This window comes from Pseudoalteromonas sp. A25 (assembly GCF_009176705.1).
Taxonomy (GTDB): domain Bacteria; phylum Pseudomonadota; class Gammaproteobacteria; order Enterobacterales; family Alteromonadaceae; genus Pseudoalteromonas.
Genome location: NZ_AP021846.1, coordinates 153,095 through 166,770, shown reverse-complemented (window position 1 = coordinate 166,770; position 13,676 = coordinate 153,095). Strand labels below are relative to the sequence as shown.

General features: G+C 42.1%; 15 protein-coding genes. 5 read left to right on the top strand and 10 right to left on the bottom strand.

Annotated elements, in window-relative coordinates; all coding sequences use genetic code 11:
• Window positions 1-37 precede the first annotated feature (37 nt).
• Window positions 38-814: a substrate-binding periplasmic protein gene (locus GDK41_RS00770; protein WP_152084632.1), complete on the bottom strand. Its 777-nt coding sequence runs from the start codon at window positions 812-814 to the stop codon at window positions 38-40.
• Between the two features lie 130 nt (window positions 815-944).
• Between GDK41_RS00770 and chrA the strand changes: the two genes are divergently transcribed.
• Window positions 945-2,078, top strand: a complete 1,134-nt coding sequence (chrA, locus tag GDK41_RS00765) for a chromate efflux transporter (RefSeq protein ID WP_152084631.1) — start codon at window positions 945-947, stop codon at window positions 2,076-2,078.
• Here chrA and GDK41_RS00760 read toward each other — a convergent pair.
• From GDK41_RS00760 to GDK41_RS00735, 6 genes are all read right to left on the bottom strand, one after another.
• Window positions 2,058-3,239 (bottom strand): mechanosensitive ion channel family protein, encoded by a 1,182-nt coding sequence (locus GDK41_RS00760; protein ID WP_152084630.1) that lies wholly within the window; start codon window positions 3,237-3,239, stop codon window positions 2,058-2,060. The genes chrA and GDK41_RS00760 overlap by 21 nt on opposite strands.
• Window positions 3,236-4,156 carry an acetyltransferase gene (locus tag GDK41_RS00755; protein ID WP_152084629.1) on the bottom strand — a complete coding sequence of 307 codons (921 nt, stop codon included), beginning with the start codon at window positions 4,154-4,156 and terminating at the stop codon, window positions 3,236-3,238. The genes GDK41_RS00760 and GDK41_RS00755 overlap by 4 nt, the downstream gene beginning before the upstream one ends.
• Before the next feature lie 19 nt (window positions 4,157-4,175).
• Window positions 4,176-5,051: an acyltransferase gene (locus tag GDK41_RS00750; protein ID WP_152084628.1), complete on the bottom strand. Its 876-nt coding sequence runs from the start codon at window positions 5,049-5,051 to the stop codon at window positions 4,176-4,178.
• 122 nt (window positions 5,052-5,173) lie between these two features.
• Window positions 5,174-7,054 carry a biosynthetic arginine decarboxylase gene (speA, locus tag GDK41_RS00745; protein WP_152084627.1) on the bottom strand — a complete coding sequence of 627 codons (1,881 nt, stop codon included), beginning with the start codon at window positions 7,052-7,054 and terminating at the stop codon, window positions 5,174-5,176.
• A gap of 210 nt (window positions 7,055-7,264) precedes the next feature.
• The gene (locus GDK41_RS00740) at window positions 7,265-7,531 is read right to left on the bottom strand and encodes a hypothetical protein (protein WP_152084626.1); all 267 of its coding nucleotides are present in this window, start codon (window positions 7,529-7,531) and stop codon (window positions 7,265-7,267) included.
• 153 nt (window positions 7,532-7,684) lie between these two features.
• The gene (locus GDK41_RS00735; protein ID WP_152084625.1) at window positions 7,685-7,945 is read right to left on the bottom strand and encodes a hypothetical protein; all 261 of its coding nucleotides are present in this window, start codon (window positions 7,943-7,945) and stop codon (window positions 7,685-7,687) included.
• Window positions 7,946-8,228: 283 nt separating this feature from the next.
• Between GDK41_RS00735 and speE the strand changes: the two genes are divergently transcribed.
• Window positions 8,229-9,089, top strand: a complete 861-nt coding sequence (gene speE / locus GDK41_RS00730; RefSeq protein ID WP_152084624.1) for a polyamine aminopropyltransferase — start codon at window positions 8,229-8,231, stop codon at window positions 9,087-9,089.
• 77 nt (window positions 9,090-9,166) lie between these two features.
• Here speE and hemE read toward each other — a convergent pair whose 3' ends face one another.
• On the bottom strand, window positions 9,167-10,231 hold the full coding sequence (gene hemE, locus GDK41_RS00725; RefSeq protein WP_152084623.1) for a uroporphyrinogen decarboxylase: 1,065 nt from the start codon (window positions 10,229-10,231) through the stop codon (window positions 9,167-9,169).
• A gap of 445 nt (window positions 10,232-10,676) precedes the next feature.
• On the opposite strand from hemE, the gene rsd reads away from it, so the two are divergent.
• Complete coding sequence (rsd, locus tag GDK41_RS00720) at window positions 10,677-11,147, top strand: sigma D regulator (protein ID WP_152084622.1); 471 nt, start codon at window positions 10,677-10,679, stop codon at window positions 11,145-11,147.
• Window positions 11,148-11,222: 75 nt separating this feature from the next.
• Here the strand turns inward: rsd and fkpA are convergent, their stop codons facing one another.
• Entirely contained in the window at window positions 11,223-11,975 is a 753-nt protein-coding gene (fkpA, locus tag GDK41_RS00715) for an FKBP-type peptidyl-prolyl cis-trans isomerase (RefSeq protein ID WP_152084621.1), read from the bottom strand.
• A 253-nt stretch (window positions 11,976-12,228) separates the two neighbouring features.
• Here fkpA and GDK41_RS00710 point away from each other — a divergent pair, with 253 nt between their 5' ends.
• Window positions 12,229-13,218, top strand: coding sequence for a WD40 repeat domain-containing protein (locus tag GDK41_RS00710; protein WP_152084620.1), 990 nt, complete (start codon window positions 12,229-12,231; stop codon window positions 13,216-13,218).
• On the top strand, window positions 13,215-13,427 hold the full coding sequence (locus GDK41_RS00705; RefSeq protein ID WP_152084619.1) for a SlyX family protein: 213 nt from the start codon (window positions 13,215-13,217) through the stop codon (window positions 13,425-13,427). The genes GDK41_RS00710 and GDK41_RS00705 overlap by 4 nt, the downstream gene beginning before the upstream one ends.
• Window positions 13,428-13,444: 17 nt before the next feature.
• Here GDK41_RS00705 and GDK41_RS00700 read toward each other — a convergent pair whose 3' ends face one another.
• Window positions 13,445-13,645: a YheV family putative zinc ribbon protein gene (locus GDK41_RS00700; protein WP_070992667.1), complete on the bottom strand. Its 201-nt coding sequence runs from the start codon at window positions 13,643-13,645 to the stop codon at window positions 13,445-13,447.
• Window positions 13,646-13,676: the final 31 nt, after the last annotated feature.

Below are 13,676 nucleotides of genomic sequence, written 5' to 3'. Positions count from 1 at the left end.
GCGAGCGCTTGATGAATGGTATATTAATTTATGCTGTTTATTGCATCAGTTCGTTGGGGATTGGGGGTAATGAATATGGCGCTATCAGTTTGTCCAGTAACTTACTTCTTGCAATTTCTTGCATTTTTTCAGCGATATAGTGTGCAGCATCTGTTTGTGCAAAATCCTGACTAAACGCCATGTAGCCGTATATTACATTCGTTTGCCGATAATGCATTTTCTCTAGCTGAGAAATAGGTTGCTTGAGCACTTTCATCGCAACTTCAGCCGTATCCTCAATGCCAATAGCAAGGTCAACGCGTTCCTTTAATACTAAATCTAGCGCGATTTGTTCAGACGTTACATCCACTTTATTAAGCTTTGTATCTTTATCAAAACGTTCAAAGTATGCTGCACCTCGCATCACTGCGATACGTTTGCCGTACAGGTCTTCAAAACGCATAACCGATAAATTGCTGCCTTTTTTTGCATAAAATACATAAGACGACGAAAGTGCCATATATGGCGGCTCTACGAATACCATCGATTCTTGACGTTGAGGTGTTTTTAGCAACCCTCCCATCACATCAACTTCCCCTTGCTCCAACATGCGCAAACACCGAGACACAGGGCAAGGAACAGGACGGATCGGGTATTTTGTGCCAGCGGTGGCACTAATAATATCTAAAATTAATCCAGAGGACTCCCCGTCATTGCTCACGGAGCTGTATGGGGGAGCATGATCGATGGCAACCTGAATAGCGCGATGTGCAGCACACACATTAAAGCTGGCATACAAAGCGAAAAACAACAAAGATAATGCTAGTTGCTGCAAATTCTAATACCTCTAATTTTGACATGACTGTGTGACTTAGCTAACAAAACGATAAAGCCGATTTAAGTTGAAATAAATATGTCACAATACTGTGTCAGCATTTAATGTTAACTGTATCACAAGGTGAACTATGGCACTGAGTATTTTTTATCAATTTTTTTTACTTGGCTGTACCAGTTTTGGTGGTCCCGCCGCACATTTAGGCATATTTAAAAAGCACTTTGTCGACAATTTAGGCTGGATAGGTCATGAACGTTACGGTGCGATGATAAGCTTATCACAAATTCTTCCAGGTCCAGGCTCTAGTCAAGTAGGTTTTGCTATCGGGTTAGAGCGTGCTGGTATCATTGGCGGTATCGCCGCATTTATAGGTTTTACCCTACCCTCTTTTTTAATCATGCTAATGCTTGCCATGACAGCGACCCAAATGCATGGAGTATTTGATAATGTTATCTCAGGATTAAAACTATTTGCTGTCGTGATAGTTGCAGATGCCATTTTAAACATGGCTAAAAGTTTTTGTAAAACCACAGCCCTCAAAATCGTTACCTTTGTAAGCACGCTGATATTATTACTTTTTCCCAACTTACATGCGCAATTGTGGCTACTCCTTGGGGTCGCGTTCGTTGCTAGCTTATATTCGTTTAGCGCCATTCCTGATACTAAAAAACGCGCTAAGCTCATGCTGAATTGGCCGGTGCTGGCTGTATTTTTTGGTTTGTTTGCTTTAACGTTTGCAGATCTACCTAATGTACTTTTTTCACAGTTCTATCAAGCGGGTGCATTAGTATTTGGGGGCGGACATGTGGTTTTGCCTTTACTGCAAAATAGTGTACCAGAGCTCTCGCAAGAAAGCTTTTTAACCGCTTACGCTGCAGCTCAAGCGGTGCCAGGACCTATGTTTAGCATAGCGACCTATCTAGGTGCAGAGGTAGGCAGTGCAAACGCAGTGTTATCCGCAATGCTGGCTACTATTGCCATTTTCTTGCCGGGATTATTGCTGATGTGGGCATGCCATCATAACTGGCAATCACTCAGCGCATTACCGCGATTTGCGAGCATAACTGCAGCACTTAATGCCGCGGTTGTAGGTTTGCTCGCTGCTGCGTTTTACAATCCTATTTGGCTATCAAGTGTTCAGTCTATTTGGCATATCGCCTTTGCGGTTGGCGGCTTTGCATTGCTTAAATACTTTAAGCCACCAATTTGGATGATGTTACTGTTATTTGCCTCAATAGGTATACTATTGCCACATATGCCCTGAAAAATTCTGATATGGGCGTAACTCAAATTCGCCCATTACAGCCAGCATATGGTCAAAAATATCCGCCTGCAAATGCTCATAAGCAACCCATCTTTTATCCGCACTAAAGCAATAAAACTCTACGGGCAAGCCATTGTTTGCAGGCGCAAGCTCTCTGACCATTAACACACATTCTTTGCTAATGGCCGGATGCTCTTGCAGATACTTTTCAGCATATCGACGAAACAAGCCTAAATTTGTGGTCTTATCAGGCCAGTGCTCAAGGTGTGTTAATTCGCTAAATTGCGCTTGTAAGTGTGCAACTTCATGCTCGGCAAGCACTTTAATACTGTGCATATCCACCAGTATTGCTCTTTTGATCCTTCGCCCTGCAGACTCTTGCATCGCGCGCCAATTTTTAAAGGAGTCAGAAATGAGCATATAGGTGGGAATGGTGGTTACTGTATTATCCCAATTACGAACTCTTACTGTATTTAATCCTAAGTCAATTACTTCACCATCTGCGCCAAATGCATCGACTTGGATCCAATCCCCGGTTTTTACTAGTCGATTAGCAGCGATCTGTATGCTTGCTACCAATCCCAAAATCGTGTCTTTAAATACTAATAATGTAATAGCGGCTATCGCACCAAAACCCGACAAGATATATGTTGGAGATTTATCAAGCACTAAACTAATCACAAAGATACCGCTGATAATAAATGTCATCAGCTTGGTAACTTGCACAATCCCTTGAATTGGCACATCTTGAGCAAACCGCAACTGGTTATAAATAGCATGAGCCAAATTGACCATACCACTGAATAAAAAGCCCGCTAGGATCACCAATACCACTTGCCCTAGCGAATGCAAAACATCCATTACCCATGTTGGCGCAACCAATACTTTATCATTGAGCGCCAAGAACGCGACACTACAGATCACTGCCGCTAAACGTCCCGTTACCTTGTTAAGCTCTGGTGCCAAGTGACCCACTCGAGTTGGAGAAACTCGTACTAACCCTTTTTGAATAGTTGGGAAAACTAGCCGGCGAGTGAATAAATACAATAAAATTAGACCGATAAAACCAACACTGTTTGCCGTTAACGCACTCAAAAAAGCGCCTTGAGGGACATTGGCAAACCAAGTATCGAATAGATCCGTCAAATGAACCAAAGTCATAATGGTGCCGTTTCCTTGCTCGTCTGTGTGCTCAGGTTATCGTATTCAAGAATATGTCGCGTTATTTGCTCATCTTTGTCATACCAAAGTGCATTTAAGTAATTTTGAAAAGCAACTCGATATTCTTTATCAAACTGATAGCTCCCTTGTGGTATGGCGCTAATATCTGAGATATCAATTTCAACATGCACACTCTGGAGTTGTCCAAGGATAAAGCTGCGACATATATGCTGCCCTTGCGCTTGATAAACCAAGGTGCAGTTTAGCAATCCATCGAGCTGCTCAGCTAAGACTTCCAAGGCAAACGCGGTACCTCCTGCTTTTGGCTTTAGCAGGTGCTGATAGTCGCTATTTTGCTGTTGTTTTTTAGATGGCGTAAAACGTGTCCCCTCAGCAAAATTAATTACTGTTGTCGGGTGGCGTCGAAAGTTATGGCAGCTTCGCTTCGTACGTGCCACATCTAACCCTTTTAGCTTGGGATCCTTAGCAACTTGCGCTTTCGTTGCTCGTTTCATAAAAGGCATACCCATAGCCCACGCACCAGTGCCAATAAAAGGAATGTACTTCAACTCATCTTTAAGAAAAAATTTCGGCGCTGGCAGAGCGTCAACTGCACTTAGTACCACAATGTCGAGCCAACTAATATGGTTAGATACCAACAAATACCACCCTTGCTGCTTTACTTGGGCTGGTACATTAACATCTATTTGTCCACATCCCACTTGCAGACCAAGCCTATTACCTTTGCACCACATCCCATAAGCTGCGTGTAAAATGTGAGATATAGCACGAAATGGTAGGCATAATTTGACTAACCCCAGCACAAAAACAACGATGCCGCACACAATCGTATTAGCCAGCAAAATAACGGTAGCACTTAACCCGAAAAACCACTTTGGTAACACATTTCTAAGCATTTGCAACCTCACAGACTGTTTATTCTGAACCACTTAGCTGCTGCAATTGTTCATCTTTTTGTTGCCACAAATGGTTCAGCTCGCTCTGAAAACGTACTCTAAAATCACTATCATTACTATAGTCACCAATTAAGTTTTCACTGACTGGCAGGATCTCAACGTGCACATCTACTCGCGTCACGCGGCCACTTACAAAATCTATAAAAGTGGGAATACCATCCGGGTAATGAATTGTAATATTCACCACCTTGCTGATCTGTTCCCCCATCGCCTGCATCACAAACGCAATACCGCCCGCTTTAGGTTTGAGTAAGTGCTGGAAAGGGCTTTTTTGGCGGCGATGCTTCGCATCCGTGTATCGTGTCCCTTCAACAAAGTTCACGATGCTCACTGGCATAGTCTTAAACTTTTCACAGGCTTTTCGTGTTGTTTCTACATCTTTACCTTTAAGTTTAGGGTTTTTCTTTAATTGGCTTTTACTGGTGCGCGTCATAAATGGAAAATCCAACGCCCACCACGCAAGGCCTAGAAAAGGCACATATAACAATTCTTTTTTCAAAAAGAAGTTTAAAAAAGGTATTTTCCCATGCAACATGCGTTGCATCACTAAAATATCCACCCAACTTTGATGATTTGCTATCACCAAATACCAATCTTTCTGTTTAAGGCTATCTAGACCAACAACATTTAGAGCAAACGGCGAGAGTAGTTTCTGATTCCAAGTATTACCCGCAACCCAAAAGCCTGCAAACGCCTTAGCCAACCTGCTGCATGCCTTTTGTAATGCAGTAATGGGTATTAATTTGATCAGACCAAATAAAAAAATTGGCACAAACCAGAATAGCGTGTTTAGAGCATACAATAGCAAACTCAAAATACAGCGTAACAATGACATGCAATGCTTCCTTTACAACCAAACCAACTGGCTTAGCCAATTGTGAATGGCTAAGCCTTTAATATGGCAAAAGATGATACCTTGTTTTCGATATGCAAAAAACCTAACAGCTTATAATTTATCTAATCCTCAAAGTAAGTGTAGCCAGCTAAGCCCGCATTTAACTCCTCAATATACTGTGCTCTGAGCTGCTCATCAGTGACGTTATGCTCTATTGTGGTTACGAAATTTTGAGCTAACTGCGTATGATCATAATGCACAAACTTTAACACCTCTTGTACACTGTCGCCTTTTATCGCATTCGTTAACTTATAGCCATCCTCGCTTAGCTCGACATGTACTGAGTCGGTATCACCAAAAAGATTATGCAAGTCACCTAGAATCTCCTGATAAGCGCCAACCATGAACATCGCAATGTGATACTGTTCACCAGGAATATACGTAGGAATAGGTAAACTTGATTCAATGCCAGAACCTTCAACATAGTCACGAATTTGGCCATCTGAGTCACACGTTATATCCTGCAAAATGGCGCGTTGCGTTAGTGGCTGATCTAATGATTCTATCGGCATAACAGGGAACAACTGCTGAATACCCCATACATCAGGTAATGACTGGAACAGTGAAAAGTTTACAAACAGTTTGTCTGCCAGTTTTTCGTTTAAGTCATCAAGCACTTCTCTATGCGTGCGCGCATTTTCATTGAGTAACTCTCTGACTCGATGGAGTATGGTAAAGTATAACTGCTCGATCTGAGCCCACTGAGTCATGCTAACCAAGCCATGCACATACTGCGCATGCGCTTCACTAAATAGATGCATTGCATCGTGATATGTCTCAAGTGCTAAACGCACAGTGATACGACTATATGCTTGCCAAAGTTCTTGTAAGATAGCGTGCGCATCAGGTGATGGGGCATTGGGGATACGCTGATTTGGTGCCTTTTCAACGTCAATAACATCGGTAATGAGTACGGCATGGTGCGCTGTTAATGCTCGCCCAGATTCAGTAATAATGGCAGGGTGAGTCAAGTCGTGTAGTTCACATACCTCAGCAAATGCGCTGACTACATTGCGAGCGTATTCAGCAACCGTGTAATTCATTGAGCATGCACTTCGCGACCCAGAACCTTCGTAGTCAACACCTAAGCCACCGCCCACATCAACGGTTTTTAAAGGTACACCCAGCTGCGAGAGCTCAGCAAAGTGGCGAGCGCATTCTTTAAGGGCACGGTGAATATCTCGAATGTTTGCTATCTGAGAACCAATATGAAAATGCACTAAATTCATCAGGTGCAATTTATTGGCAGCCTTCAACATTTCAACGGCCTCAAGCACCTGTCCTGCTGTTAAGCCAAATTTGCCTTTTTCGCCGCCTGTGTTTTGCCACTTACCTTTACCGACAGAGTTCAAACGAATACGAATGCCAATGGCAGGTTCAATATTTAAATCATCGATCTCTTTGATTAAGGTTGTCAGTTCCGATAGTTTTTCAACCACAATATTCACTTTATGGCCCATCGCTTGGCCAATACATGCCAACCTTAAAAATTCACTATCTTTATAACCATTACAAACAATCGTAATAGGCGTAGTCGCCACACCTAAAATCGCCATAAGCTCGGGTTTTGAGCCGGCTTCTAAGCCCACTTGACCACTTGGGTGCGCCAGCAACTTAGTTACAACAGAGCGTTGTTGGTTCACTTTAATTGGGTAAACGCAGTTGTATTGCCCTTGATAGCCACGCTGCTCACATGCCAAAGAAAATGCCTCTGTCATCGTATCAACGCGGTGTTTAAGAATATCAGTAAAACGCACCAAAACTGGCAACGTTAAGCCTTGCACTTTAAACTCTTCGGTTAATTGATTAAGCGAGATAGGCGATTTATTGTGGTCGCCATCAGGGTAAGCCACAAGTTCACCATGGGAATTAATATCAAAGTACCCTTCACTCCAATGAGCAACGTTGTAAATTTCGCGTGCTGTATCTAAACCCCAATTCATGGCCAACTCTTTTAAGTAACTAAAACCTCTATTTTAATACGAGCAGGTATGATTAGCGATAGAATTTTAAGGTCGATTTTTGGCATGCACTAATTTGTAGATGTGCAGTAAAGGAAAGTAAAAGCGCAGGTTTAACAAGAAAAATAACAATAAAAAAGCGCTAACATTACATAGCAGCGCTTATTTAAAAATGGTCTGACGACGCTGTAATTAAAGTTTGGTGTGGCTCTGTGCTCTACCTTTAACTTCAACCTTACGCATAGATGCTTTAGTTTCTTTTTGCATCTCATCAGCGAGTTCTCGAGACATACAACGCCTTTTTCTTAGGTTACTTCCTGTCGTTGGGCGAGACTCACATACTAAATCGTTATCCACTTTTGCAACTCGGTCGCCACTACTTTCACTCGTAGAGTTGCAACCACTGAGCAACAAGATACTACCAGCTACTACCGCCGAGAAATGTAATTTTAGTTTCATATATCTTCCTTATATGTGCTGTAAAGCGTTAAAATTTTGAGTGCTTTTTGGTGCACTGCTCTGCAACAGTACAATAATTATGCGTGTTTTGTAAAAACTTTTGTTTAGAAATACGTATTAATTAACCAAATAAAGCTAACACTAAGCTCTCTGTTATTTAACGGTTCGGCTATTGTTTTCCAACTTCCTCATCCCTTCTTTTGTATTTGCCCTAATCTCATCAGCTAACTCCTTAGACATACAACGTTTTTTACGCAAGTTACTGCCAGTCTGAGCTATTGATTCGCAAACCATGTCGGGGTCTTTCCATGATGCAGCGCTACCTGATTGGGTATCCTGAGTACTGCTGCAACCAGCTATAGCCACACCAAAGCCGATAACGCCAATCACTTTTATAGCTTTACTCATGTCCATACAATCTCCTTTTCCTGTTTAAGTAATTATTATATTGATTCTTTGATGTTTACCTAAACAGACTATAACATTCACTTTTTGTACGCAAATCAAACAAATTGGACCTTGTTTACTCTTTGCACATCGTTGCTTTTCATAAAGTAGAAACTTGCTCTATTATTAAACTGCTGCAGTGTCGTACACATCGGCTCGAATAGTTACTCTCACTGGGTAAATTTTGATTGAGCTAATGGGCAAGCACTGGCAGAATTGCCAACTATTTTTTAGTAAGTGTGAAATTGATATGTCGAATTTAGAAGCAAACCGCTGGTTTACCGAAGTCAGTGACCGCGATGGCAGCGCGTTTTCGTTGCGCATCAACAAAAAGCTAGATGAAATTCAATCGCCATTTCAAAATGTCGAAATGTATGAGACCACCAATTATGGCAACCTGATGATCATCGATGGCTGTACCATGGTCAGCTCGCGTGAAAACTTTTTCTATCATGAAATGATGAGCCACCCAGCGCTGTTTTCTCATCCTGCGCCAAAAAATGTCGTGATCATTGGTGGCGGCGACTGTGGTACATTGCGAGAAGTACTAAAACATCCAGATGTTGAGACAGTCACACAGATTGATATCGACGAAGTCGTAACGCAAATGTCACTGAAATACTTCCCTGAGCTTTGTGAATCTAACAAAGACCCGCGCGCCACAGTGATGTTTGATGACGGCATCAAGTATATGCGCGAAGCGGCGCCGGAGTCTATTGATGTCGTTATTGTTGATGGCACCGACCCTGTAGGTCCCGGTGAAGGGCTATTTAATCATGCATTTTATACCAGCTGCTTAAACGCATTACGCCCTGGCGGTATTATGGTCCAACAAAGTGAGTCACCACTTACTCATATGCCATTATTGTTAGAAATGCGCGATGCCATGTTAGATGTGGGCTTTGTAGATTTGCAAACTTTACCATTCCCTCAACCGATTTATCCAAGCGGTTTATGGTCTGCAACACTGGCACGTAAAAGTGAAACGTTTAATGGCTTTAGGGAAGCTGATGCAGATAGCGCAATATTTTCGACAGAATACTACAACACCGGTATTCACAAAGGTGCACTCGCAACACCTAATTTTATGAAGCGTGCGTTTACCAAATAACCTTGAGAACCACGCGTCTTAAATACGAAAAAACCCAAGCCTGGCTTGGGTTTTTTATAATCTTTATTCAGCTAAGTTTACTTGTGATATTTCGCGCTGAACTCATGTACCGCATTAATAAATACACCAGCATTTTCTGGGTCTACATCAGGCGTGATGCCGTGCCCTAAGTTAAACACGTGCCCTGACCCTTCACCAAAGCCAGCCAAGATAGATTGTACTTCTTCACGAATGCGCTCAGGTGTCCCATGTAGCATTGAAGGGTCCATATTACCCTGTAACGCAACTTTATCACCCACGCGGCGCTTCGCATCAGCAATATCAATAGTCCAATCTAACCCAATTGCATCGCACCCCGTGGCTGCAATCGCTTCAATCCATTGACCACCACTTTTGGTAAACAATGTAACTGGTACCTTTCGACCATCATACTCTCGGATCAAGCCATCCACTATTTTATGCATGTATTGCAACGAAAACTCTTTGTAATCACGAGGACTAAGCACACCACCCCATGAATCAAAAACCATCAATGATTGGGCGCCCGCTTTTACCTGAGCATTTAAATAGTCAATCACCGAATCAGCCAATTTATCTAACAATAAATGCAGGGTTTGTGGCTCGGCAAAAGCCATTTTCTTGATCTTTCCGAAAGTTTTACTACTTCCACCCTCTACCATGTAAGTGGCCAATGTCCATGGAGAACCCGAAAAACCAATCAGTGGGACTTCGCCTTTTAATTCTCTGCGAATGGTACTAACCGCGTTCATTACGTAACCCAACTCATCGTTAGGGTCGATATTCGGAATGTTTTTTACATCTTGCAATGAACTGATCGGGCGCTCAAATTTAGGACCTTCGCCAGTTTCAAAGTACAACCCTAAACCCATCGCATCTGGAATCGTCAAAATATCGCTAAATAAAATGGCAGCATCAAGTGGATAGCGACGCAGTGGCTGCAAGGTTACTTCGCACGCCAGTTCTGCATTTTTACACAAACTCATAAAGTCGCCAGCTTGTGCTCGCGTTGCACGATATTCAGGTAAATAACGACCTGCCTGACGCATCATCCAAACGGGAGTAACATCAACGGGCTGTTTCATCAGTGCACGTAAATAACGATCGTTTTTCAATTCGCTCATAGCGTATCTCGATTCCAAAGCTTCAAAAATTGTGCAGATTGTATCACTATCTTCCCATGCACTCTATCTAAACCCAAGCGCTAATTCGCTACCTTATGATCTAGATTAAAGTGCAATTAACTCATAGCGTTATATGGTCACCATCAAAAACAAGCAAAAAACATGTTATATAACTATTTACAACATAGGTAAAAACTTGTTATAAAAATGCCGCGTTACAAAAATAACAACAAAACACCTTTATAATAATAAAAACAATTATCAAATAGCTAAACTGCATTAAAACCACCGCTAAGGTGGTTTTTCTTTTTCTAAAACCCCAAAAAAGGAACTTCTTACCAATCAATACCTTGCAATGTTTTTAAACAATAAAAATAAAAATAGGTTGACCTTTGCCACAGATTTCCTTTTTATAGAATAAAACAATCCGCAACAGGAGATCACTATGCTTTCGAGGTTAGAACAAGCCCAAGAAAAATGGGGAGGCAGCCATAGTGTTATTGATGCATGGTTAGCAGAGCGACAAGAGTTATTGCTGCAGTACTACAAAATTGCAGGATTCTCTCCTTATGACAAAAAAGATCATGCATTGCCTGATCAAATGCAAATACAGTCTTTTTGCCAAATTCTCATGGATTACCTTTCAGCAGGGCACTTTGAGATCTATGACAATCTCGTTGAAGCATGCGAAGAAAAGGGCCCAGATAGTGCGAAGCTAGCAAAAGCATTATATCCGCGTATTGCAGATACAACTGACGTCGCATTAGACTTTAACGACAAGTACGCAGAAAACGCTCAAGAGCAGGTATTGGAAGACTTTGACAAAGACTTATCTCGTTTAGGCGAAGTGTTAGAGTCTCGTTTTGAATTAGAAGACGAGTTAATCGATAATTTATACGCTAATCACAGCGACTGATATTTTGTACGAAGCGGAACGTACCAAATATTAAAAAAGGGCCAAAAGGCCCTTTTTTAATATCATCGCATTGGCTTATTCAGCTTCTGCTTTCTTCTCTTCTTCTTGGATCTCAAGTAGTTCAACTTCAAAGATCAAAGTAGAGTTTGCAGGAATTTTACCTAAGTTACGCTCACCGTAACCTAAATCTGCAGGGATAGTGAACTTATATTTAGAGCCAACAGGCATTAATTGTAAACCTTCAGTCCAGCCTTTGATCACCTGACGAAGACCAAAAGTCGCTGGCTGGTTGCGCGCATAAGAGCTATCAAATTCAGTACCGTCAAGTAGCGTGCCTTTGTAATGTACTTTAACTACATCAGTATCAAGTGGCTTTTTACCTTCACCTTCTGAGATAACTTCATATTGAAGACCTGAATCAGTAACTACGACACCTTCTTTTTGAGCATTTTCAGCTAGGTACTTTTCACCATCAGCCTTATTTTGTTCAGCTTCAAGCTTCACTTTTTCTGCTTGCTTTTCACGTACTGATGTATCAAGTGACGTGAGTACTTCACGGATTTTAGCTTCATCAAGCTGTGCATTGCCTGCAAGTGCATCTTCAAAACCACGCATTAATAACGCTTGGTCAAGTTCAATGCCAAAGCTCTTCTTATCTTCTAAATCTTTTTGTAAAAAGTTACCAACCGATGCACCAATGCCATAGGCTTGCTGCTGAGCTTCTGTTTCTAGTTTTAGTTCAGCTGGTTTTTCTTCTGCTTTTTGGTTGCATGCAGTCAGTGCAAGTACCGACGCTGCGACCAAAGACAATTTAATCGTCTGTTTCATTCTCTCTCTCCGACAAGCCTTGCGGCTGTCTGTTAATATTATATTAATGGTTAAATCTGTTTAGCCACATTACCATTCATCGCAATAGATGCCAAATCGTAAAGCACTTCTGCATATATATAACGTTTTCTGTGACTTGTAGCGACTTTGTGATAACGATACGCTACTATCAAAGTACCAATGCACGCAAAGTATCTAAATACTAATAGTCTACCTTGTGTAACTCACAGCGTTAAGGGGAAATACCCATATTATGCCCAAACTTGATCGCTTATTACTGCTCATCGCGCTATTTTTATTAAGTAGCTGCACACCAGCTGACAAAAAAGCCGATTTAACCGTTGAGCATGCCGCCCGAGGCGCTTTTGCTGCCGCTATTTCACACGATGGCCGTTACAGTTTAGTGTCATCTGTAGAACATGGTGTCAGTCTCTGGGACAATCAAGTCCATGGACTAAAATATCAATGGCAACAATCCAAGCCTGATGGCAACCTAGTCCATTCATTGGCCATTGCCTACGACAACAGTGTTGCAGTCACCGCAGAAAATGAGACCTTTGCCATTTGGGATATTACCACAGGTAAAAACCTTGGTTATTATCGTATCCAAACAGGTACTATCAGAGACATTGCTGTTAGCAATCAAGGCCGCTTTGTATTGTATGGCCGCAGTGACAACGTGGCTGTACATCTGGACTTAGAAAGTGGAAGACGCATAGAGTTCCTTGGTCACCAAGAAAAAATTAATTCTATCGCTTTATCCCCTAATGGTGCCTTTGCGCTCACCGGAGCTAACGACTACAGCGCCTACTTCTGGGACACCCGCACAGGTCAAGTCATTCACCGTTTCAATCACCCAAGTAGAGTGACAAAAGTAGCATTGGATGCGTCAGGCCAATACGCATTCACAGCCGACAGTTTAAAAAAAGCCAGTATCTGGCAATTAACTTCAGGTGATCTCGTGTCGCAATTGCAGTATATTGCGCGCCAGAAAATATTTAGTGCGGTGCGCTTTAATCAATCAGGCACTTTACTTGCCACAGGCTCCCCCAATAGAGAGCTGACATTATGGCGGGTAAAGGATGGAGAAAAACTCGGCCTTTGGAAAGTTCAGCCACGAGAAGGCAGCCGGCCTAAATCAGCAGTGGTATTCGATGTTACATTTATCGAACAAGATAATGCTTTAATGACCGAAAGTTCCAGCGGTTTATTAGAGCGTTTTAATCAATTGGAGTCCCAATGACAGAATTAGAAAACCGCGTTATGGAGCTAGAAGCAAAAATTGCTTTTCAAGACGATACCATTGAAACACTCAATGATGAACTCAAAATGCATCAACAAAGGTTAGCCAAAATGCAGCGTCAGATTGAGTTGTTGGGTGAAAAAATAAAGGAAGGCCGCGAAGAGGGCTTAATGCCACAAAACCAAGAGCCACCGCCGCCACATTACTAAACCACTAAGCCAGAGGTTCACTCTGGCTTAAACACTCCAATGACCTGCTCAAACTGACGAGTCGACGCCTGTACAGCTTCTTTTGGCTGCGTCATCACATGACCACATTTTACACATTCCACTTTTTCTACATCATGTTCTTTAAACAACATCATCACATCGAGCTCTTTACACTCTGGACAAGAAGCCCCCGCAATAAAACGCTTTTTTTGTCTCATGGCCGCCCCTACAACTATTCGCCAAACTTCA